The organism is Paenarthrobacter sp. AMU7, from assembly GCF_041200195.1.
In the GTDB taxonomy this organism is placed as follows: domain Bacteria; phylum Actinomycetota; class Actinomycetes; order Actinomycetales; family Micrococcaceae; genus Arthrobacter.
Genome location: NZ_CP165735.1, coordinates 2739851 through 2760130, shown reverse-complemented (window position 1 = coordinate 2760130; position 20280 = coordinate 2739851). Strand labels below are relative to the sequence as shown.

Below are 20280 nucleotides of genomic sequence, written 5' to 3'. Positions count from 1 at the left end.
CCGGGAAGGTTTACCCACATAGCCCCGTGAGCCCCTGCCGCCCACCGCCGCCAGCCGGAAAGCTGGTAAGCGGAGGTGATGGTCATGAGACCAAAAGACCTGCTGGGCAGGAGCGGCGAGGCCTTGGCGGCCGGTTTTCTGGAAAGCCAGGGGATGCGGATCGTCGATCGTAATTGGCGATGCGCAGACGGTGAAATCGACATCGTCGCGATCGACGGAGACACCCTTGTGGTGGCTGAAGTCAAAACCCGACGAAGCCTTGACTATGGGCATCCTTTTGAAGCTGTGGGGACTGCCAAGTTGGCCCGCCTCCACCGATTGGCTTCATCGTGGTGCCGGGAACACGAGCTGAAGGCACTCCGGAGGCGCGTGGACGTCGTGTCGGTCATCGACGACGGCGTGGGCGAGCCGGAGCTTGACCACCTGCGGGGTGTGGGCTGAATGGGAGTGGGGCGCAGCTACTGCGTTGCCTTGGTGGGCCTCAACGGCTACATCGTGGAGGTTGAAGCCGATATAGGCCAGACACTTCCGAACTTTGTCATTCTGGGCCTGCCGGACGCTGCTCTGAACGAAGCCAAGGAGCGAATCCGCTCGGCTGCCCAAAACTCCGGGATACCCCTGAGCCGGCGAAAAATTACGGCCAACCTGATACCGGCGTCGCTCCCAAAACGGGGCTCCGGCTTCGACCTGGCGATTACCATGGCGGTTCTGTGTGCCGCCAACGACGTCCGTTCCATCGACGGGACGGTATTCATCGCGGAACTTGGTTTGGACGGCCGGTTGCGGCCGGTCCGGGGCATCCTGCCGGCGGTGATGGCGGCCGTTCAGGCTGGCTATCCCGACGTCGTGGTAGCTGACTCAAACGCCGTGGAGGCTTCCTTGGTACCGGGGGCAAACGTCCGCGGGTACAAGACGCTCGCCAGGCTCGCGTTCGACTTCGGGGCCGACCCCAAGGAGTTGGCCCTCGACTACGACCCCGGGGACGGCTGCGTCCCTGACGACGACGGCGGCGGCGACCATGCCTTGGTGCCGGACCTCTGCGATGTGTCGGGCCAAGGCGAGGCGCGCAGGGCGCTTGAAGTCGCCGCCGCCGGCGGCCACCACATGCTGCTGACAGGGCCGCCGGGTGCTGGAAAAACGATGCTGGCGGAGCGTCTGCCCGGACTGCTCCCGGATTTGGCAGATAACGCTGCGATGGAGGTGACGGCCATCCATTCGTTGGCCGCCGTACAATCCTCGGCAGTGCGGCTGATCCGTAGGCCGCCTTTCGAGAATCCTCATCACAGTGCCACAGCTGCGGCCATCATTGGCGGTGGATCCGGACTTCCGCGCCCGGGTGCTGCATCTCGGGCGCATCGCGGCGTGCTGTTCCTGGACGAAGCCCCGGAATATGAACGCCGTGTGCTCGATGCGCTCCGGCAACCGCTGGAGAGTGGGGAGCTCGTCATTCACCGCTCCGCAGGAACGGCGGCGTACCCAGCCCGTTTCCAACTCGTCCTTGCGGCAAACCCTTGCCCGTGCGGGAAGGCGTCAGGCAAGGGCATGGACTGCACCTGTACTGCCATGATGCGGCGGCGGTACTTCGGGAGGATGTCGGGTCCGCTGCTGGACAGGGTAGACATCCAGCTCCAGGTTGAACGGGTCTCCCTGGCGGATTTCGGTCAAGCAGGACGGGAAGAGGACACAGGCACTGTAGCGACCCGGGTATTGGCGGCGAGGGAAGCCCAGTTGGATCGGTTGCGGCAATTGGGGCTTGAAACGAACTCCCAAGTTCCAGGACGCACCTTGCGAGGCGAACTGCGGCTGGCGTCGGGGACCACCCGGATCCTGGACACCGCATTGGAACGCGGCACATTGACTGCCCGCGGTTACGATCGCGTCCTTCGGTTGGCATGGACGCTCGCCGACCTGGGACACAGCGGGACACCGGACGTTGACCACATCGGCCAAGCGCTCAGTCTGCGACAAGCGGCGGGTGCGCCATGACAGACCGTGAATCGAAGGGAACCAATCCAGTGGCAACAGCGGGGATGCAGGACAAAGAACGGATTGCGCGGGCAGCACTTGCCCGGCTTATGGAGCCGCAGGACTCCGTTGGGCTCGCCTTGGTACGGGCTCTCGGGGCGGTTGATGCCCTGGGTGTGGCGACCGGGGAACTGGCGGCAGGTCCCACTGTGGAGCAGGAGATTACCGCCCTGCTGGTTGAGGCAGGGGGACCGTCCACGTGGGTAGGGCTCCCGGCCAGTCTCCGGAGATGGGCGCCGCGCGTTAGTGACCTGGCACCGGAGCGTGACCTTGAAACCATGCGTCGGCTGGGTGGGCGCTTCATCATTCCCGGGGATGAATTATGGCCGGAGCAACTGGAGGACCTTGGACTCCAGGAACCGCTCTGTCTCTGGTGGCGGGGCCAGGAACAGCCGCTGCCGCCCTTGGGGCGAACCATTGCCTTGGTCGGATCCAGGGACAGTACGAGCTACGGCGCGTCCGTTACGGGAGACTTCGCGTTTGGCTTGGCGCAGCGTGGCTACACGGTGGTCTCCGGAGGCGCCTATGGCATTGATGCCCATGCTCACCGTGGGGCGCTCAGCGGCGGGGGAGCCGGGCTGCCCACCATTGCCGTGATGGCCGGCGGTGTGGACCGCTTCTACCCCTCCGGCAACGAGGACCTGCTCCGGGCTGTTGCCACCCAAGGTGCTGTCATCTCGGAGGTGCCGCCTGGGTCCGCACCTACCCGCTACCGGTTCCTGCAGCGGAACAGGCTCATTGCAGCCCTGGCGTCCGTCACCGTCGTGGTAGAGGCTCGTTGGCGTTCAGGTGCCCTCAATACTGCTCATCATGCTGAATCGATCGGCAGGGTTGTCGCCACCGTGCCGGGATCCATTCACAGCGCCAACTCGGCAGGCTGCCACCGCCTGCTGCGGGATGGAGGAGCTGTGTGCGTCACTGACGTGGGTGAGATCGCCGAACTGGCCGGAGCAGTCGGCGAATTCACCAGTGAGGAAAAAAGCGCCGACGTGTCAGTACACGATGGTTTGTCGCTGGAAGATCTCATTCTTTTGGATGCCCTGCCCCTCCGTTCCACCAGTTCAGTGGAAAAGCTGACTGTGGTGGCAGGCCTGAGCCCGGATGCTGTGCGGGCAGGCCTTGGACGACTGGGACTCATGGGATTGGCCAGCTCGGAACGAGGCGCCTGGAAACGGGCCAAAAATACCTGACCAGGATTGGAAACATGTTGATCCGTCCTGTCGGTGCCGGATGCTGGCACAGTGGGACGTGTGAACGGACAATCACTGCCATCATCGATGCTCAGCGCCCTTGCTGGTTTTCGCCGCTACCTGGAGGGTGAACGGGCGAGGTCGGCGCACACTGTGCGTGCTTATCTTGCAGACGTGGAGAGCCTCCTCGGTTTTGCCGTGCAGGAAGGTATCGAAGAGCTCGGCCAGCTCGAGCTGGGTTCCCTGCGCCGCTGGCTGGGTGCGCAAAGTGAAGCGGGCATGGCCCGGGCCACCCTGGCCCGCCGGGCTGCCACGGCCAGGTCTTTCACCGCCTGGGCCCTGAGGGAAGAGCTTATTGCCACTGACCCGGCGATCCGCCTGCAGGCTCCCAAACGGGACAAATCCCTGCCAGGAGTCCTTCAGCAGCAGCAGGTTACCCGGATGGTGGATGACCTGAATACGGCAGCCGCAGAAGGGGGCCCCATGGCTGTTCGCAACCGGGCCATGGTGGAACTCCTGTACGCCACCGGAGTTCGCGTCGGAGAACTTGCCGGCCTGGATATTGATGACCTCGACCCGGACCGTCGGACTCTCCGGGTTCTGGGCAAGGGAAACAAGGAGCGAACTGTTCCGTATGGAGTCCCGGCAGCTGTGGCAGTCGATGACTGGCTTCGTAGGGGACGTCCTGCAGTGGTCACCGCCAGCAGCGGGCCGGCCCTCTTTTTGGGCGTACGGGGCAACCGGGTTGATCCACGCCAGATCCGGGCCGTGGTCAGCGGGCTGCTGCAAGCCTTGGGCGATACGTCGGCCACGGGACCGCATGCGCTCAGGCACAGCGCGGCAACCCACCTTTTGGACGGCGGAGCGGACTTGCGCGCCGTCCAGGAAATTCTGGGACACAGCAGCCTGGCGACCACGCAGATTTATACCCATGTGTCCGTGGACCGGCTGAGGAAAAGCTACCAGCAGGCGCACCCCAGGGCCTGAGCAGGCCCGCCCATGAGCCGCACTGGCGGAAAGCCGCGCCGTACGGCAAAATAAGAGCACCACGGGGAAACCTTCAATTCACAGTTGAGGGTTATCTTTGTGCCAAGATCGTCAGTAGCACTTCACATAACTGAATAGCCTGTCAGGGCCCACGTAATTCATGGCATCCGGCAGCAACAGCAAACATCCAAGCAGAGGTCGTTGGGGAAGACGTACCTACAGCTATGGAGGATGGAATGTCTGTTGCAACAACCCGCGGTGTCCTGTTTGTGCACTCGGCCCCTACGGCACTTTGCCCGCACGTCGAGTGGGCCATCGGATCGGTCGTGGACAAGCGGACCGATCTTGAGTGGACCCCTCAACCTGCTGCGCCCGGAATGTTCCGGGCCGAGTTGTCGTGGACGGGAACGCCCGGCACGGGTGCGCAGTTGGCATCAGCCCTTCGGGGTTGGGCGCATCTGCGTTACGAGGTCACCGAAGAACCGAGCCAGGGAGTGGACGGAGCCCGATGGTCCCATACCCCGGAGCTCGGAATTTTCCATGCCGTCACGGATGTCCATGGCAACATCATGGTCACCGAGGACCGCATCCGTTACGCCTACGAATCAGGTGCAGGCGACCCCTCGGCTGTCTACCATGAGTTGTCCCTGGCGCTGGGTGAGGCGTGGGACGAGGAACTCGAACCCTTCCGGCATGCAGCAGAGGGCGCACCGGTTCGCTGGCTGCACCAAGTCGGTTAGCAGGGCAGCACCAGGTAGGCTCAGCGCACAGAGTCCGCCGACCTCATCCAACTAAATCCGACGAGAAGCGTCTTCCATAGCAATGAGAAGGGCCCCACCTGATGGTGGGGCCCTTCTCACGTTTCAACCAAACGTCGATAAAGGAGCGTGCTCCGAGTCCGGTCAGACGTTCCTGACCGCTATGACGGCGTTGTGTCCTCCGAAGCCGAAGGAGTTGCTCAGCGCCACGATGTCACCGGATGGCAGGTCGCGGACGGAGGTCACAACGTCGAGGGGGATCTCGGGATCCTGGTTTTCGAGGTTGATGGTCACTGGGGCCTTGCGCTCGTAGACCGCCAGTACTGTCAAGACAGCCTCAACGGCCCCTGAAGCGCCCAGGAGGTGGCCCATCTGCGACTTGGTGGCAGAGACCGCCACGTTGTCTACGTGGGTCCCCAGAGCAGCGCGCAGCGCCGTGTACTCGGGCTTGTCGCCGACAGGAGTCGAGGTGGCATGTGCGTTGACGTGCACCACGTCTTCGGCCTGGATGCGGCCATCAAACATTGCCGCCTTCAGTGCCCGGGTCGCACCAAGGCCTTCGGGGTCCGGTGCGGTGATGTGGTAGGCATCCGCTGTGACGGACGTTCCGGCCAGTTCTGCATAGATGCGGGCGCCGCGGGCAATGGCGTGTTCCTCGGCTTCGAGGACCAGTGCGCCGGCACCTTCACCCATGACGAAACCGTCCCGGTCGGTGTCGTACGGGCGGGAGGCGCGCTCCGGCTCGTCGTTGCGGCGGGACAATGCCTGCATGGAGGAGAACGCGGCCAACGGCATCGGGTGGATGGCAGCTTCAGCGCCACCGCATACTACGACGTCTGCTTTGCCGGAGCGGATCAGGTCCAGGCCCAGGTGGAGTGCTTCGGTGCCGGACGCACATGCCGAAACCGGGGTGTGCGCTCCAGCGCGGGCGCCGAGGTCAAGGCTGACCGCTGCGGCCACACCGTTGGGCATGAGCATGGGAACGGTCATGGGCAGGACCCGGCGGGGACCCTTGTCCCTGAGCGTGTCCCAAGCGTCCAGCAGGGTCCAGACGCCGCCGATTCCGGTGGCGAAGGCTACCGCGAGACGGTCGTGGTCGATCTCTTCGATACCGGAGTCGGACCACGCTTCACGTGCGGCGATGACACCAAACTGCGTGGATGGGTCCATGCGCTTGGCCTCGACGCGGCTCAGAACTTCAAGTGCCGGCGTCGAGCACCGGGCAGCAAAGTGAACGGGGAGGTCGTATTTGGCCACCCACTCGTCTTCGAGCGTGCGGGCGCCGGAGACCCCTTTCAGCGCGTTCTTCCACATTGTGGGTACGTCGCCGCCGATGGGAGTGGTGGCCCCCAGACCGGTTATGACTACTTTGCGTGCCATGCGATCACTCTCTGTCGGATCAGCCATCCCTCCTGCAGCGTTCACAAGGGGAGGCAAAAAAATCTTTGGGTGGTATTGCGGCTGTGCCGGGCGCAGGGACGTTAATCCCGGCCCGGCACAGCTGGTGTCAGGACTAGGCCTGTGCGTTGGCGATGAAGCTGACGGCGTCGCCGACGGTCTTGAGGTTCTTGACCTCTTCGTCCGGGATGCGAACGCCGAACTTCTCTTCAGCGTTGACAACGATGGTCATCATGGAGATGGAGTCGATGTCCAGGTCCTCGGTGAAAGACTTGTCCAGCTCTACGGCTTCGGTGGCGAGGCCCGTCTCTTCGTTGACGATTTCAGCCAGGCCGGCCAGGATTTCTTCGTTGCTAGCCATTGTTGGCTCCTTTTCTTGTTGTACCGGCTACTGCCGGAAAGGGGGCAAACCGCGGTTTACGGTTTGGGTTTGTAAGTCGTATTCAGTTGGCTGGTGGTAGCCGGGACGAGTCCCGGTCTACGGCAGGACCACTACCTGGGCGCCGAAGACCAGTCCGGCGCCGAACCCGATCTGCAGGGCCAGGCCGCCGCTCAGCTCAGGGTTCTCCTGAAGCAGGCGGTGCGTTGCCAGCGGGATCGACGCTGCGGAGGTATTGCCCGCTTGGGCGATGTCGCGGCCGATGACAACGGATTCGGGAAGCTTCAGCTTCTTGACCATCTCGTCGATGATCCGCATGTTTGCCTGGTGCGGAACGAAGGCAGCGAGGTCGCTTGCTTCAATGCCGGCGGCATCCAGAGCCTGCTGGGCAACCTTGGCCATTTCCCAGACGGCCCAGCGGAACACGGTCTGACCGTCCTGCCGCAGGGTGGGCCAAACATCCTGGGTTGCCGAAAGAATGGCGGGATCGTCGATTTCATCGGAGTGCCGGGCGGATTCGCCCAGCTTCTTGACGTCCTCAAGGGAGTGGGTCATGCCGATAGCGTCCCACTTGCTGCCGTCTGAGCCCCAGACGGAGGGGCCGATGCCAGGAGTGTCGGACGGGCCAACCACCACAGCGCCTGCGCCGTCGCCGAGGAGGAACGAGATGGTGCGTTCGTGGTTGTCGATGACGTCGGAAAGCTTCTCCGCGCCAACCACCAGGACGTATTGGGCTGCGCCGGAACGAACCAGGGCATCGGCCTGGGCCACGCCATAGCAGTACCCGGCACAGGCGGCCGAGATATCGAAGGCGGGTGCCGGCGTCGCGCCCAAACGTTCGGTGAGCGCAGCGGCAGCCGACGGCGTGGCGTAAGGGTGCGTCACGGTGGACACGATGACGGCGCCCAGTTGGAACGCGTCGATTCCTGCGTGCTGCAACGCTTCGCGTGCGGCGCCTTCAGCCATGTCGATGACGCTGATGTCAGCAGCGGCGCGGTGACGGGTGATGATGCCGGTTCGCTGGCGGATCCATTCGTCGGAGGAGTCGATCCACTGGCATACGTCGTCGTTGGTGACAATGACATCGGGGCGGTAGGCGCCGATGCCGAGGATACGGGCGTTCTCGTTGACAACTGCCTTGTTCAACACGGGAGTGCTCATGCCTGTCCCTCCAATTCTGCGAAGAGAGCGAGAGCCGCGGACAGGTCATCCGGGGTTTTGACAGCGACGGTCTTGACACCGGGCATGCCGCGCTTGGCCAATCCTGCGAGGGTGCCGGCTGGGGCCAGTTCGATCACGCCGGTGACACCGCGGCTGACGAGCGTTTCCATGCATTTGTCCCAGCGGACGGGACGGGACACTTGGGCGATCAGGCTGTCGACGGCGGCAGGTCCGGCAGTGACTTCCTTGCCGTCGTAGTTGGACAGCAAAGGAACGGCCGGGCTCTGGGGTGAAAGCGACGGTTTGAGGGACTCGAGCGCGCTGACGGCCGGAGCCATATGGGAGGTGTGGAATGCTCCTGCAACCTTGAGGGGGATCACGCGCGCTTTAGCCGGCGGATTTTCTGCCAAGGCCTTGAGCTGGTCGAAGGTGCCCGCTGCGACTGTCTGTCCGGCACCGTTGACGTTCGCGGGCGTTGCTCCGGCGGCTTCGATGGCTGCCAGTACCTCAGCGGGATCGCCGCCCACCACAGCACTCATGCCGGTAGGGGTGACAGCGGCAGCAGCGGCCATGCTGTTGGCGCGTTCCCGGACGAAGGTCATGGCTTCAGCTTCCGTGAGGACGCCGGCCAAGGCAGAAGCCGTGATCTCGCCTACGGAGTGGCCGGCGAGGATCACGGGGAGGGTACTGAGCTCGACGTCGAACAAAGACGAAGCAGCTACCAGCCCTGCCGCGACAATCAGCGGCTGGGCCACTGCAGTGTCCTTGATGGTTTCTTCATCGGAGGTGGTGCCGTGGGCCTTGAGGTCAATGCCTGCGATCTCGCTCAGGTTGGCCAGTTGGCCTTCGACGGAGGGGAGTTCCAGCCAAGGGGCCAAAAATCCGGGGGTCTGGGAGCCCTGTCCAGGGCAGACGATTGCAAGCACGTATCCAGCTTTCCAAATTGCCACGTGATCCACTGGTGTTTTGGTACACCAAGCTCACTGGGTCAGTTTGTAGGAAGTCTACAACGGTTCAGTTCTGTGAACGCGACGTATGACGTTCGGGAGCGGCTTTCGGTTGCGCTGAAAGCCGGCCTACCACCAGGGCGGTTTGGAGGACGAAAGCTTCCCTTGGGAGGAGCGGATCCCAGCCCGTTACGTCGCAGACACGCTTCAAACGGTAGCGCACTGTGTTGGCATGGACGAACAGTTCGCGTGCCGTTGCTTCCAGTGAATGCCCCAGCTCCAGGTAGGTTCCCAGAGTCTCCACCAACCCGTTGGAGGCGGCAAGCAGCGGCCGGTAGATGTTCTTGATCAAGGACCTGCGGGCGGCGTCATCACCGGAGACAACACGCTCCGGAAGCAGGTCGTCGGCGGCAACTGGACGTGGAGCGGAAGGCCATGCGCGGGCGGCAGTGAGACCAGCGAATGCTGCCTGGGCCGAGCTGCTGGCCTCCAACAAAGACCCGGCCTCGGGCCCGTAGACCACTGCGCCCGGCGCAAAAAGTTCGCTGAGTTTGAGGTATGCGGTGTCGCGGTCCTGGACACCACCAAGGATCAGGATGAGCCGGTCACCTTGGATTCCCACCAGGGCGTCCTCGGCGAAACGCCCGGCAGTCCGGCGGAGCTCGCTGACATAGCTGGCGCTTGGTTCCGACGGCGAATTCCCCACCATCACCGTGAAGCGCTCCTGGGCTTTCCAGCCAAGGGCTGCGATCCGGGACCGCAAAGCATCCGTGTTCTCACCGCGAAGGATGGCATCCACAATCAGTGCTTCCAGGCGGGTATCCCAGGAGCCGCGGGACTCGGCGGCCCGGGCGTAGACGTCCGCAGCCGCGAAGGCCACTTCCCGCGAATACCGGAGGACCGCTTCGCGAAGTGAGGGCTGGTCCGATTCCGGCGCGATCACCGGTACCTGGTCTTCCACCACCTCCACGACGATGCGGATCAGCTGCAGGGCTTTTTGGAGGCTGATGGATCGGGTCAGTTCCGTGGGGGCGTTGCCGAACACGTCCGTGAGAATCCATGACGGTGAGCTCGGCCGTTCGTACCAGGTCACGAATGCCGCGATGCCGTTCTGTGCCACGAGCCCCAGCGCCGAGCGCTCATCGGAGCTCAAACGGCTGTACCAGGGCAGGGACTTCTCGAGTTGGCGCATGGTGCTGGTGGACAGTTGGCCCACATTGGCACGGAGTTGACGCAGAGTTTCGGCCTTTTCAGGCGACAATGCCTGGGTTGCTGCCTTGCGCTTGGTGGTGGTTTTGCTCGGCTCTGCCATGGAACGAGCATACGGCCCATCCCGGGCAAGCTCCATTTGTGAGAAGGCTACAAGTTGTGTTGTTGCTGCTCACATGCACTGGAGACTCTTCCCCCACGGTTAAACCACGACGGCGGCCGCCACCTTTCGGTGGAAGCCGCCGTTTCGTTGGGTGCTGGAGTGGCCCCTGGTACCGGACTGCGTCCGAGGGTTTTCCTGCGGTTGTTAGGCGTCTCCGCCTGCTCCGCCGGTGGTGCCGGCGTTCACATCCAGGAGCCGGTACTTCTCGATGGCCTTCTCCAAGGCACCTTCTTCAACTTCTCCCTTGGCGGCAAGGAGTTGGAGGGTTTTGGCGACGATGGAGTGGGTGTCGTTTTTGAAGTAGCGGCGTGCGGCTTGGCGGGTGTCGGAGAAGCCGAAGCCGTCTGCTCCGAGGGCGGCGAAGTCGTTGGGGATGAATTGGCGGATTTGGTCGGGGACGGCTTTCATGTAGTCGGTGACGGCGATGACGGGTCCGGTGTGGCCGGCGAGTTGTTCGGTGATGAACGGGGTGCGGGCGGGTTGGCCGGGGTTGAGGAAGGCGTGTTCTTCGGCGGCGAGTCCGTCGCGTCGGAGTTCGTTCCAGGAGGTCACGGACCAGACTTCGGCGGCGACGTTCCAGTCTTCGGCGAGGATCCGTTGGGCTTCGAGGGCCCAGGGCACGGACACGCCGGAGGCGAGGATGTTCGCGGTGGGGCGGTTCGCTGTGTTGGTGCTGTCCGCGGTGGGGGCTTCGGCGAGGTGGTAGATGCCTTTGAGGAGTCCGTTGATGTCCAGGTTTTCTGGTTCCGCGGGTTGGGTGATGGGCTCGTTGTAGACGGTGAGGTAGTACATCACGTTGTGGTCCTCGGAGGCCTCGCCGTACATTTCTTCGAGGCCGTGGCGGATGATGTGGCCGATCTCGTAGCCGTAGGCGGGGTCGTAGGTTTTCACGGCGGGGTTGGTGGAGGCCAGGAGGGGGGAGTGTCCGTCGGCGTGTTGGAGTCCTTCGCCGGTGAGGGTGGTCCGTCCTGCGGTGGCGCCGATGATGAAGCCGCGGGTCATTTGGTCCGCTGCGGCCCAGAAGGAGTCGCCGGTGCGTTGGAAGCCGAACATGGAGTAGAACACGTAGATCGGGACCAGGGGTTCGCCGTGGGTGGCGTAGGCGGTCCCGGCGGCGGTGAAGGCTGCGACGGCGCCGGCTTCGTTGATGCCGGGGTGGATCAGTTGTCCGGCGGGGGATTCTTTGTAGGCCAGGACGAGGTCGCGGTCCACGGAGAGGTAGTTCTGGCCTTTGGGGTTGTAGATTTTCGCGGTCGGGAAGAACGCGTCCATCCCGAAGGTCCGGGATTCGTCCGGGACGACGGGCACGAACCGGGCGCCGAAGTTCTTGTCCCGCATCAGGTCCTTGAGCAAACGGACGAAGGCCATGGTGGTGGCGGCTTGTTGTTTCCCGGATCCGCGTTTGGCTACGTCGTAGGACTTCGCGTCGGGCAAGGTGACCTCGGTGTGTTTGCGGCGGCGTTCGGGGACGAACCCGCCGAGCTCGGCCCGGCGTTCCATGAGGTACTTGATTTCGGGGGCGTCCATGCCGGGGTGGTAGTACGGGGGCCGGTAGAGGTCAGCGTCGAGTTGGTCATCGCTGATGGGGATGCGGAGGTGGTCACGGAAGGCTTTGAGGTCTTCCATGGTCAGTTTCTTCATCTGGTGGGTGGCGTTGCGGCCTTCGAAGTGCGGGCCCAGTCCGTAGCCCTTGACCGTTTTGGCCAGGATCACGGTGGGTTTGCCCTTGAACTCGGTCGCGGCCTTGTACGCGGCGTAGACCTTGCGGTAGTCGTGGCCGCCGCGTTTGAGGCCCCAGATCTGTTCGTCGTCCAAATCCGCGACCATGTCCTTGGTCTGCGGGGATTTGCCGAAGAAGTGTTCCCTCACGAACCCGCCGGACTCGGCTTTGTAGGTTTGGTAGTCACCATCGGGGGTTTCGTTCATGATTTTCACCAACGCCCCGTCCTGGTCTGCTTCCAGCAGGGAATCCCATTCCCGGCCCCAAACGACCTTGATCACGTTCCAGCCCGCACCGCGGAAGAACGCTTCGAGTTCCTGCATGATTTTGCCGTTGCCGCGGACCGGTCCGTCCAGGCGCTGGAGGTTGCAGTTGATCACGAAGTTCAGGTTGTCCAGGTTCTCGTTCGCGGCGAGCTGCAACAAACCACGGGACTCGGGCTCGTCCATTTCCCCGTCACCGAGGAACGCCCAGACCTGCTGGTCCGAGGTGTCTTTGATGCCACGGTTCTGCAGGTACCGGTTGGACTGGGCCTGGTAGATCGCGTTCATCGGGCCGATACCCATCGACACGGTCGGGAACTCCCAGAAATCCGGCATCAGGCGCGGGTGCGGGTACGAAGACAACGCATGGCCGGCCTTGGACTTCTCCTGACGGAACCCGTCCAAATCCTCCTCGGTCAGACGGCCTTCCATGAACGCCCGGGCGTACATGCCAGGGGAAGCATGGCCCTGGAAGAACACCTGGTCCCCGCCGGAGGGATGGTCCTTGCCACGGAAGAAGTGGTTGAACCCCACCTCATACAACGTCGCAGCACCGGCATAGGTGGAAATATGCCCGCCCACACCAATATCGGAACGCTGCGCACGGTGGACCATGACCGCGGCATTCCACCGCATGTACGCACGATACCGGCGCTCGAACTCCTCGTTCCCCGGGAACGGCGCTTCCTGGTCCACCGGGATCGTGTTCACATAATCAGTGGTCGTCACCATCGGCACACCCACCGACCTCGCGCCGGCACGCTGAAGCAACGAACGCATAATGTACTGGGCACGCTCGGTACCCTGCTCCGCGATCAACGCATCAAGGGACTCAATCCACTCCGCGGTCTCTTCCGGATCACGATCAGGCAGCTGGGCAGTCAACCCGCTGAGGATGTGTGAGGTCTCTTCTCCTGCAGCCACGTCCAACCTTCCTTTAGGCGCATGCATCGGCGCCTCAGGTCTGGCAGGGTAACTGCCCGTCGTGAACGCGTCGTGTGCGACATTTCGGTTTCAACAGCCCGGTCGGATGCGCCGGGCAGGTCTTGTGAGCGCTTGGCTGCCCAGTAGAATTCTGCGGGGCGATCGCCCTGCAGCCAGAGCGCTCATGGCCACTCTAGCTTTCACTGCGCTGGGATGCGTAGCCGTGGGCCCTGAAGGGCGTTGTATGTCACACCCCGCCGGCCTGCGTGACGGAAAGCACGTGAGTGTCACAGCCCCGAAACACCCCGGGGAATGCGGAATGTGGCCCGTGGCAGGGACAATGGCTTGAAGCACACGCCCAAAGGGTGTTGGCTGTTAGTAATGGAAGTCACTTCAAAAGGAGGAAACGTGAGCGAGGCCGACGCCGCCACATCGGTAAATGTGGCGGAACGAATGGGTTTCAAAGATGGGGATCTGATTCAGGAGCGCGGCTACGACGACGACGTCGACTTCGACTTGCGTGATGACGTTGAAGATGTGACGGGCTCTGAGCTGTTGGATGAAGACGACCACGACGTAGTAGATGCCGTTGTCTTTTGGTGGCGGGATGGCGACGGCGATCTTGTTGATGCCCTCATGGATTCGCTCACCACGCTGAAGGAAGGCGGAGTTGTCTGGGTGATGACCCCTAAGTCAGGCCGTGACAACTATGTTTCTCCGGCTGATATCCAGGATGCGGCCCCCACGTCCGGGTTGCACCTCACCACCTCTGCCGGGGTGTCGAAAGACTGGAGCGCCACCCGACTGGTGCCGAAGAAGAACAAGTGACCGATGTCCGACTGGCGCCGGCGCCTGCGGTTGTACCGCAGCCGGGCCAAACTGCGCCGGACTTTGAGCTCGTAAACCAGTTTGGCGAGCCTGTCCGCCTGTCGGATTACCGGGGCCGCAACGTAGTTGTGGTGTTCTACCCCTTCGCGTTCTCCGGGATCTGCACCGGTGAACTCTGTGAGATTCGTGACAACATTTCGGCGTTCGAGGATTCGAACGCCGTGGTACTTGCCGTCTCCGTGGACAGTAAATTCACCCTGCGCGCTTACGCCCACCAGGAAAGCTATGGATTTGACCTCCTGGCTGATTTTTGGCCCCATGGGGCGGTGGCAAGGTCCTATGGGGTTTTCGACGACGTCAGTGGTATGGCTCTGCGGGGAACGTTCATCATCGACGCCGCGGGGATCATCCGGTACGTTGTCGTCAATCCACGTGGACAAGCGAGGGACTTGGCTGAATACCGCCTCGCGCTCACGGCGCTCGATCAGCAGCAAGCATGAGTGCCGGCCGGCCCGGCGTGGGAATGACTGGTTTTGCCAGCATGGCTCCTGCGCCGGCGGCGCAGCTTGATCCCGATGAGCTTCTGTCAGTCAGGAAGGCTGTAGAGGCCATGGGTGGAAAGCGTCTGGCGGTGCTGACGGGCGCCGGGCTCAGCACCGACTCCGGTATTCCGGATTATCGAGGGCCAGGTTCTGCACCCCGGAATCCCATGACCTTCCAGGAGTTCATCGGCAGCGAGGCCAACCGCAGACGCTATTGGGCCCGGAATCATCTTGGGTGGTCCCACTTGAGGCATGCCGACCCCAACGCCGGACACGCCGCGGTCGCGCTGATGGAGCGCAGGGGCCTCCTGTCCGGCCTCATCACTCAGAACGTCGACAGGCTCCACGAGGACGCCGGCAGCGTCAATGTGGTGGATTTGCACGGGCGCTTTGACCAGGTGGTCTGTCTGGAGAACCGCCATATATTCAGCAGGCGGCTCATTGCAGCGATCCTTGAGGAGATCAATCCAGGGTTCCTTGAAGCCGCCCTGGAGTCCGGGCTCGTGGAAATGGCTCCGGATGCTGATGCAACGGTTGAGGATCCGGAGCTCATCACCTCGTTCATCATGGCGGTGTGTCCCAGGTGCGGAGGGATACTTAAGCCCGACTTCGTCTATTTCGGCGAAAACGTTCCCAAGGACCGCGTTGAGCGCGCCTACGCCATGGTTGATCAAGCGGAGGCACTCCTCGTAGCAGGCTCGTCGCTGACGGTGCAGAGCGGGCTGCGCTTCGTGCGCCACGCTGCCAAGGCCGAAAAGCCGGTAGTCATCATCAATCGGGGAGCTACCCGGGGTGACAGCTATGCCACCCTGAAACTCGAGCTCGGAGTCAGCGGCGCCTTGGACTATTTGGCACGGAATTTGCCGGATCTTACAAGCGCGAATCCGCCGATTGGTGTTTCTCCCGATTGATCATGTAGAGTCGTTGTTCGTTGGTTGAAGCGCTGAGGCACTGAAACCGCACAATGGGTCTTTAGCTCAGCTGGTAGAGCGCCACGTTTACACCGTGGATGTCATCGGTTCGATCCCGGTAGGACCCACCGATGGAAACCCCGTCACTCCTAGCCTTTGGCTGGCAGTGGCGGGGTTTTTTCGCGCGAAGGCCACGTTCTCCACAACCCTTTAATGTCAGGGCCGGCTTCTAGGATTTTCTCCATGGAGCACGTATACATCCGCAGCAGCACGCAGGGCACGCCCGCGGTGGTGGTGAGGGGCAATCGGGAATGGCGGATCGTGGTCGAGCCTGTGCGTTGGTTTGAGCGCGTCCCATGGTGGGAGCAGTCACGGCGAATGCCGAGGGGGCAAGGCCGCGTTGATGTGGAGATCTGGCAGGTTCAGGTTCGCTTGGGAAGCAATCTCCGGTCCGGCATTGCTACGTGGGAGCTGATGCGGGACGGTGCCGGAGGAGGTTGGTGCCTCAGGGGCGAAGAAGTGGCCGCGGCCTAGGTTTCCCGGGAAATGGATGAGCTCTCCACCGCGACTATTGGGGGATGCCGCGGTGGAGAGCTCGAAAATGAATATACAGAGAACTTTTCGGTTTGGAAAGCTGAGCATGCCAAACGGCAGGAACGTGTCCAAGAACCGGTTGGGTCTTGCCTCATGGTGGCAGCAGGGCGACACACTATGATGGGAAGTGTTCAGCTGAATGAACGCGATGAGAGAGTTCTGACGAAGGAGAATCATGGCCGATTCCCGCACCACCCGTTCCGAGGGGCTGGGTGCTTCGTCGCCTGCCCCTGCCGTGACCCGCGCAGCAGCGGTTCTTGAGGCGCTTGCAGGATCTCCGTCGGGTCGGCTGACGCTGAGTGATCTTTCCCGCGAACTTGGCATCCCCAAATCGTCCACGTCCAATCTCTTGCTGGCGCTTGAGGAAGCCCGCCTCATTACCAGGCAGGGCGCGGACTTTGCCTTGGGGCGGAAACTGGTGGAGCTGGGCGCCGCCTACCTGAGCCGGCTCGACGAGGTCCAGGAGTTCTACAAATACTGCGAGCAGGCGCCTACCCTTTCGGGTGAGACGGTGCGCATCGCCATGCTCGACGGCGACCACGTCATCTACCTGGCCCGCTATGAGGGGCATCCTGCGGTGAGGCTGACCTCCAATATTGGCGACAAGATGCCCGTCTCCCTTTGCAGCGTTGGCAAAGCCCTGCTGGCGCAACTGCATGATCACGACATTGAATCGATGTTCCCTGACGGCATGGAACTGCCGGTCATGACTGCCAACTCACTTCGCACCGCAGAGGAACTCAAGTCCCAAATAGCTGCCATCCGGAAGCAGGGGTTCGCTTTCGAAGATGAGGAGTCGACGGTGGGTGTGGTCTGCCTCGCTGTGCCCGTCCCTACGCATGGAGCCCACGGTCCCAGTTTGGGACTTTCGGTGACTGCGCTGAAGGCCACCTACTCCGAGGAGCAGGGCGCCTTGATGGTCAAGGAACTCAAGGAGTTGGCGCGATCACTGGGTAACCCGATGGGCTAATCCCTTATCTCCCTGGGACGCAATAAATAAATCTGATTACAACCTTGGCAGCGAGTTCAACAAGCTGTACGCTGTTCATCATAGTGATCTTGGCGGTGATGCCATCACTATCTCGCCGGGCCAACGGGGGCCTGGGGTGATTTTGAGGGAGTGCTTGTGATAACTCGTACTAATGAACGGCTCGCAGCTGATGCTGACGATGCTGTTGTTGAGCCGGAACAGCTGCGCAGGGCTACCTTGGCCAGCTCCGTAGGCTCAGCCTTGGAGTACTACGATTTCTACATTTACGGATTGGCTTCCGCGCTGATCTTTGGCCCATTGTTCTTTTCCCCCCTGGGCCCGGAGGGTGCTCTGATCGCCTCCTTCGCCACCTATGGCGTTGGATTCGCGGCGCGGCCCTTCGGCGGGTTGATCTTTGGCTACATCGGCGACAGGTTTGGCCGCAAGATGGTCTTGATCCTAACCATTGCCTTGATGGGTACGGCAAGCTTCGCTATTGGGTTGCTTCCGACCTTCGAGCAGGCCGGAATGCTCGGGGCTGTCCTGCTGGTGACCTTGCGGATCATCCAGGGCCTTGGCGCAGGCGCAGAACAGGCCGGCGCCACTACGTTGATTTCCGAAGTAGCTCCGCGCCGTCGTCGTGGTTTCTTCGCATCATTGCCTTTCGTGGGCATCCAACTGGGTACCCTCCTCGGCGCGGGAACCTTTGCTTTGATTGCCATGGCTGACAAGGCCGTCCTGCAGGGCTGGCTGTGGCGGGTGCCCTTCCTGGCCAGCTTCATCCTGATCGCGGTGGCCATCTTCATTCGCCTCAAGCTCAAGGAAACGCCTGCCTTCCAGGAGTTGGAGAAGCACAAGAATGTGGTCAAGAACCCCATCAGTGCGCTGTGGAAGCACTCCAAGAAGAATGTGCTCCTGGGCATCGGGCTCCGTATGGGCGAAAACGGCAATTCATCGATCTACTCGGCCCTGCTGGTGTCGTTCATGAGCATGCCGGCAGGCGTCTTTGCCGGAAACAACTCGATCGGTCCGGTGGGCTTGCTGATCGCCGCTGGGTTCGCTGCGGTCCTGGTGGTGACGTTCGGCGCGCTGTCCGATAGGTTCGGCCGCGTTCCGGTGTACCGCTACGGGGCCCTGTTCCAAGCCATCATTGCGGTTCCTGCCTTCTACCTGGTCACCCTGGGCAACGTCACTCTGGTGTGGGTTGTCATGTCCGTGGGCATCGCCATCGGCGTCCAGTCGATGCTGGGCCCCCAGTGCCCGCTGCTGCCGGAGCTGTTCGGCTCCCAGTACCGCTTTACCGGTGTGGCCATGAGCCGGGAAATCTCAGCCGTCCTGGCCGGCGGACTCGCACCCCTGCTGGGTGCGCTCATGCTGGCGGCCACCAACCACTCGTGGTGGGTGCTGGCCATCTACTCCCTGGTCCTGGCGCTGATCTCCTTCGTCACCACCTTCTTCACTCCGGAGACGGCGGGCCGCGATCTCGTCAGCACCGAAGACGCCAAGTAGCGTCCCGGCACCACAAACACAGCGTGGCACCCTCCACACGGAGGGTGCCACGCTGTTTTGTAGGGAACTGGCGCTTGCCGAACTATTCCTGTTCTGCCTGCATCGGCCTGAAAACGCTGCCTGACAGGGGAGAGGTTGCGAACCATCCGGTGCCTGTTCCGGGTGGGGCGTAGGCCAAAGAACGTGCGATTCTCTCCTTTTCTGCGTGTGCCGCAGCTGCAAGGGCATCGAAGGCAGCAACTACCTGCGGGTTGGGGGCTCTGGTGCCGCAAAACCGGTGCGGCCGGGCATTTTCTTCAGAGGGCCAGAACTCAACTTCATAACCGTCGCCGAGTTCGTCCGCCACTCGCTGGGCCAGGCGATGACCTTCAGCGGAGTATCTGGCAGCAGTCTCCGCTGACTTCCAGGTGAAATCGCGTGTCAGAGACTCGTAGTAGAACTGTTCCCAGTCCCGGAGCTCATGCACCAGGCCTCCAGGCAGCCTCGTGAGGGAGTAGTCGATGGGACCGTCAAGCCAGAGCGCCGTGTCCCCGTAGTCCGGAAACAGGCGCACGGTGAAGCGTTGAAGACTCTCCGAGGCTGCCATGGGGCGATGCTACCTCAGCCGGTACGACAATAGGCACGGCCATGGTTGCCCTTGGCCGTGCCCATTGCAGGAATGTATGTCTGAAGCCCACAGCCGCCGCGGGTGGCTGTGGGGCCTAGTAGAAGTGGACGGGATCCACCAGGTGGGGCAGTTCCCCGCCGGCCAGGAACGTGCGGAGGTTGCTGCAGAACCGTTCGGCGATGAGGCGGTTCTCCGCAGAGCTCAGGGCGGAGGTGTGCGGAGACACCAGTACCCGGGGATGGCTCCACAGGGGGCTGTCCTGGGGGAGCGGCTCCACGGCGAAGACATCAAGGCAAGCGTAGGAGACCTGACCGTTGTCGAGTGCTTCGAGCAATGCGTCCTCGTCCACCACTGTTCCGCGGCCCACATTGACGAAGACTGTGCCGGGTTTCATGGCAGCGAAAATGTCCCTGTTGAACAGCTTCTCCGTGTAAGGAGTGCCGGGGAGGGTGTTGACCACTGCGTCGGCGCCTGCCAGCAGTCCGGGGAGTCCGTCGTTGCCGGTGACCTCATCAATCCCATCGATGGCTTCGACATTGCGCTTGGTTCCGCTGACCTTCATGCCCAGGGCGCGTGCGATGCGTGCCGTCTCCGTGCCGATCTCACCGAGCCCGGCAATGACCACCTTGGAGCCGTTGGCCAATTTGGTGGGGGTGCGGAGCCCGGGCCAGAACTTGGTGGCTTGGTCTTGTGCCATCTCTGCGCTGCGCTTGAATCCGTTGAGGATGCCGAACGCGCAGAACTCTGCCAGCGGTAGCGCGTGGACGCCTGCGGATGTGGTGACGCGGAACTTCTGCAGGGTCTCGGTGTCCAGGCCTGAGGCTTTAACTGCTCCGCCTGCGCCGGCGGCCATGGCGTGGATCCACTGCAGGTGGGGGTTGCTGGCAGCAACGCGTGCCAGCCCGGCGGGGCTTTCATTGGGGAAGCCGTAGAGAACCTGCGCCCGGTTCAGCAGGGACCAATAGCGCTCCTCCTGCTCGGGCGTGCGCTTGAAGTCGGGATCGCCTGCGTGATCGGCAGGAAACCGCTCGGGGGGCAGCAGATCGGGTTCGTAGAGAACTGTTACGGAAGGATCTACAGCGCGGATCAGCTCTACGTGCTCTGCTTCGAGCGGCACAGCGATGGCGATGGTAAGTTCATCAGTCGTCATGGTGTTCATCATACTGAATGGCGGCTAGGATATTGAACAGAATTT

The 20280-nt window shown here is 62.5% G+C and carries 19 protein-coding genes and 1 tRNA gene; 12 read left to right on the top strand and 8 right to left on the bottom strand.

Annotated elements, in window-relative coordinates:
• Positions 1 to 75: 75 nt before the first annotated feature.
• From ABQM86_RS12705 to ABQM86_RS12685, 5 genes are all read left to right on the top strand, one after another.
• The gene (locus ABQM86_RS12705; RefSeq protein WP_207593787.1) at positions 76 to 441 is read left to right on the top strand and encodes a YraN family protein; all 366 of its coding nucleotides are present in this window, start codon (positions 76 to 78) and stop codon (positions 439 to 441) included.
• Positions 442 to 1986 carry a YifB family Mg chelatase-like AAA ATPase gene (locus tag ABQM86_RS12700; RefSeq protein ID WP_280623008.1) on the top strand — a complete coding sequence of 515 codons (1545 nt, stop codon included), beginning with the start codon at positions 442 to 444 and terminating at the stop codon, positions 1984 to 1986.
• Entirely contained in the window at positions 1983 to 3215 is a 1233-nt protein-coding gene (dprA, locus tag ABQM86_RS12695) for a DNA-processing protein DprA (protein WP_369744581.1), read from the top strand. Before ABQM86_RS12700 ends, dprA begins: the two co-directional genes overlap by 4 nt.
• 87 nt (positions 3216 to 3302) lie before the next feature.
• The gene (locus ABQM86_RS12690) at positions 3303 to 4202 is read left to right on the top strand and encodes a tyrosine recombinase XerC (RefSeq protein ID WP_369746666.1); all 900 of its coding nucleotides are present in this window, start codon (positions 3303 to 3305) and stop codon (positions 4200 to 4202) included.
• Between the two features lie 236 nt (positions 4203 to 4438).
• Positions 4439 to 4942 carry a DUF3145 domain-containing protein gene (locus tag ABQM86_RS12685; RefSeq protein ID WP_026005636.1) on the top strand — a complete coding sequence of 168 codons (504 nt, stop codon included), beginning with the start codon at positions 4439 to 4441 and terminating at the stop codon, positions 4940 to 4942.
• A 162-nt stretch (positions 4943 to 5104) separates the two neighbouring features.
• Here the strand turns inward: ABQM86_RS12685 and ABQM86_RS12680 are convergent, their stop codons facing one another.
• The 6 genes from ABQM86_RS12680 to aceE form a co-directional block, all read right to left on the bottom strand.
• Entirely contained in the window at positions 5105 to 6340 is a 1236-nt protein-coding gene (locus tag ABQM86_RS12680; RefSeq protein WP_207593783.1) for a beta-ketoacyl synthase, read from the bottom strand.
• 133 nt (positions 6341 to 6473) lie between these two features.
• The gene (locus tag ABQM86_RS12675) at positions 6474 to 6719 is read right to left on the bottom strand and encodes an acyl carrier protein (protein ID WP_011692310.1); all 246 of its coding nucleotides are present in this window, start codon (positions 6717 to 6719) and stop codon (positions 6474 to 6476) included.
• A 117-nt stretch (positions 6720 to 6836) separates the two neighbouring features.
• Positions 6837 to 7898 carry a beta-ketoacyl-ACP synthase III gene (locus tag ABQM86_RS12670; protein ID WP_369744579.1) on the bottom strand — a complete coding sequence of 354 codons (1062 nt, stop codon included), beginning with the start codon at positions 7896 to 7898 and terminating at the stop codon, positions 6837 to 6839.
• Positions 7895 to 8824, bottom strand: coding sequence for an ACP S-malonyltransferase (locus ABQM86_RS12665; protein WP_207593781.1), 930 nt, complete (start codon positions 8822 to 8824; stop codon positions 7895 to 7897). Before ABQM86_RS12665 ends, ABQM86_RS12670 begins: the two co-directional genes overlap by 4 nt.
• An 88-nt stretch (positions 8825 to 8912) precedes the next feature.
• Positions 8913 to 10157 carry a CdaR family transcriptional regulator gene (locus tag ABQM86_RS12660; protein ID WP_089595416.1) on the bottom strand — a complete coding sequence of 415 codons (1245 nt, stop codon included), beginning with the start codon at positions 10155 to 10157 and terminating at the stop codon, positions 8913 to 8915.
• A 204-nt stretch (positions 10158 to 10361) separates the two neighbouring features.
• Complete coding sequence (gene aceE / locus ABQM86_RS12655) at positions 10362 to 13151, bottom strand: pyruvate dehydrogenase (acetyl-transferring), homodimeric type (RefSeq protein ID WP_369744578.1); 2790 nt, start codon at positions 13149 to 13151, stop codon at positions 10362 to 10364.
• 381 nt (positions 13152 to 13532) lie between these two features.
• On the opposite strand from aceE, the gene ABQM86_RS12650 reads away from it, so the two are divergent.
• The 7 genes from ABQM86_RS12650 (at position 13533) to ABQM86_RS12620 (ending at position 18478) form a co-directional block, all read left to right on the top strand.
• On the top strand, positions 13533 to 13952 hold the full coding sequence (locus ABQM86_RS12650; RefSeq protein WP_207593779.1) for a DUF3052 domain-containing protein: 420 nt from the start codon (positions 13533 to 13535) through the stop codon (positions 13950 to 13952).
• Positions 13949 to 14452 carry a peroxiredoxin gene (locus tag ABQM86_RS12645; protein WP_207593778.1) on the top strand — a complete coding sequence of 168 codons (504 nt, stop codon included), beginning with the start codon at positions 13949 to 13951 and terminating at the stop codon, positions 14450 to 14452. The genes ABQM86_RS12650 and ABQM86_RS12645 overlap by 4 nt, the downstream gene beginning before the upstream one ends.
• Positions 14449 to 15405, top strand: coding sequence for an NAD-dependent protein deacetylase (locus ABQM86_RS12640; protein WP_369744576.1), 957 nt, complete (start codon positions 14449 to 14451; stop codon positions 15403 to 15405). The genes ABQM86_RS12645 and ABQM86_RS12640 overlap by 4 nt, the downstream gene beginning before the upstream one ends.
• A gap of 55 nt (positions 15406 to 15460) precedes the next feature.
• A tRNA-Val gene (locus ABQM86_RS12635) sits at positions 15461 to 15533 on the top strand.
• Positions 15534 to 15648: 115 nt separating this feature from the next.
• A complete protein-coding gene (locus ABQM86_RS12630; protein WP_280623004.1) occupies positions 15649 to 15939 on the top strand; it encodes a hypothetical protein in 291 nt (96 codons plus the stop codon).
• A gap of 235 nt (positions 15940 to 16174) precedes the next feature.
• Positions 16175 to 16969 (top strand): IclR family transcriptional regulator, encoded by a 795-nt coding sequence (locus ABQM86_RS12625; RefSeq protein ID WP_089595344.1) that lies wholly within the window; start codon positions 16175 to 16177, stop codon positions 16967 to 16969.
• Between the two features lie 150 nt (positions 16970 to 17119).
• Positions 17120 to 18478: an MFS transporter gene (locus ABQM86_RS12620; RefSeq protein WP_207593775.1), complete on the top strand. Its 1359-nt coding sequence runs from the start codon at positions 17120 to 17122 to the stop codon at positions 18476 to 18478.
• Between the two features lie 82 nt (positions 18479 to 18560).
• On the opposite strand, the gene ABQM86_RS12615 is transcribed toward ABQM86_RS12620, so the two are convergent.
• Both ABQM86_RS12615 and ABQM86_RS12610 read right to left on the bottom strand, forming a co-directional pair.
• The gene (locus ABQM86_RS12615; protein WP_369744575.1) at positions 18561 to 19064 is read right to left on the bottom strand and encodes a hypothetical protein; all 504 of its coding nucleotides are present in this window, start codon (positions 19062 to 19064) and stop codon (positions 18561 to 18563) included.
• 115 nt (positions 19065 to 19179) lie between these two features.
• A complete protein-coding gene (locus ABQM86_RS12610) occupies positions 19180 to 20247 on the bottom strand; it encodes a D-2-hydroxyacid dehydrogenase (RefSeq protein ID WP_369744573.1) in 1068 nt (355 codons plus the stop codon).
• Positions 20248 to 20280 lie beyond the last annotated feature (33 nt).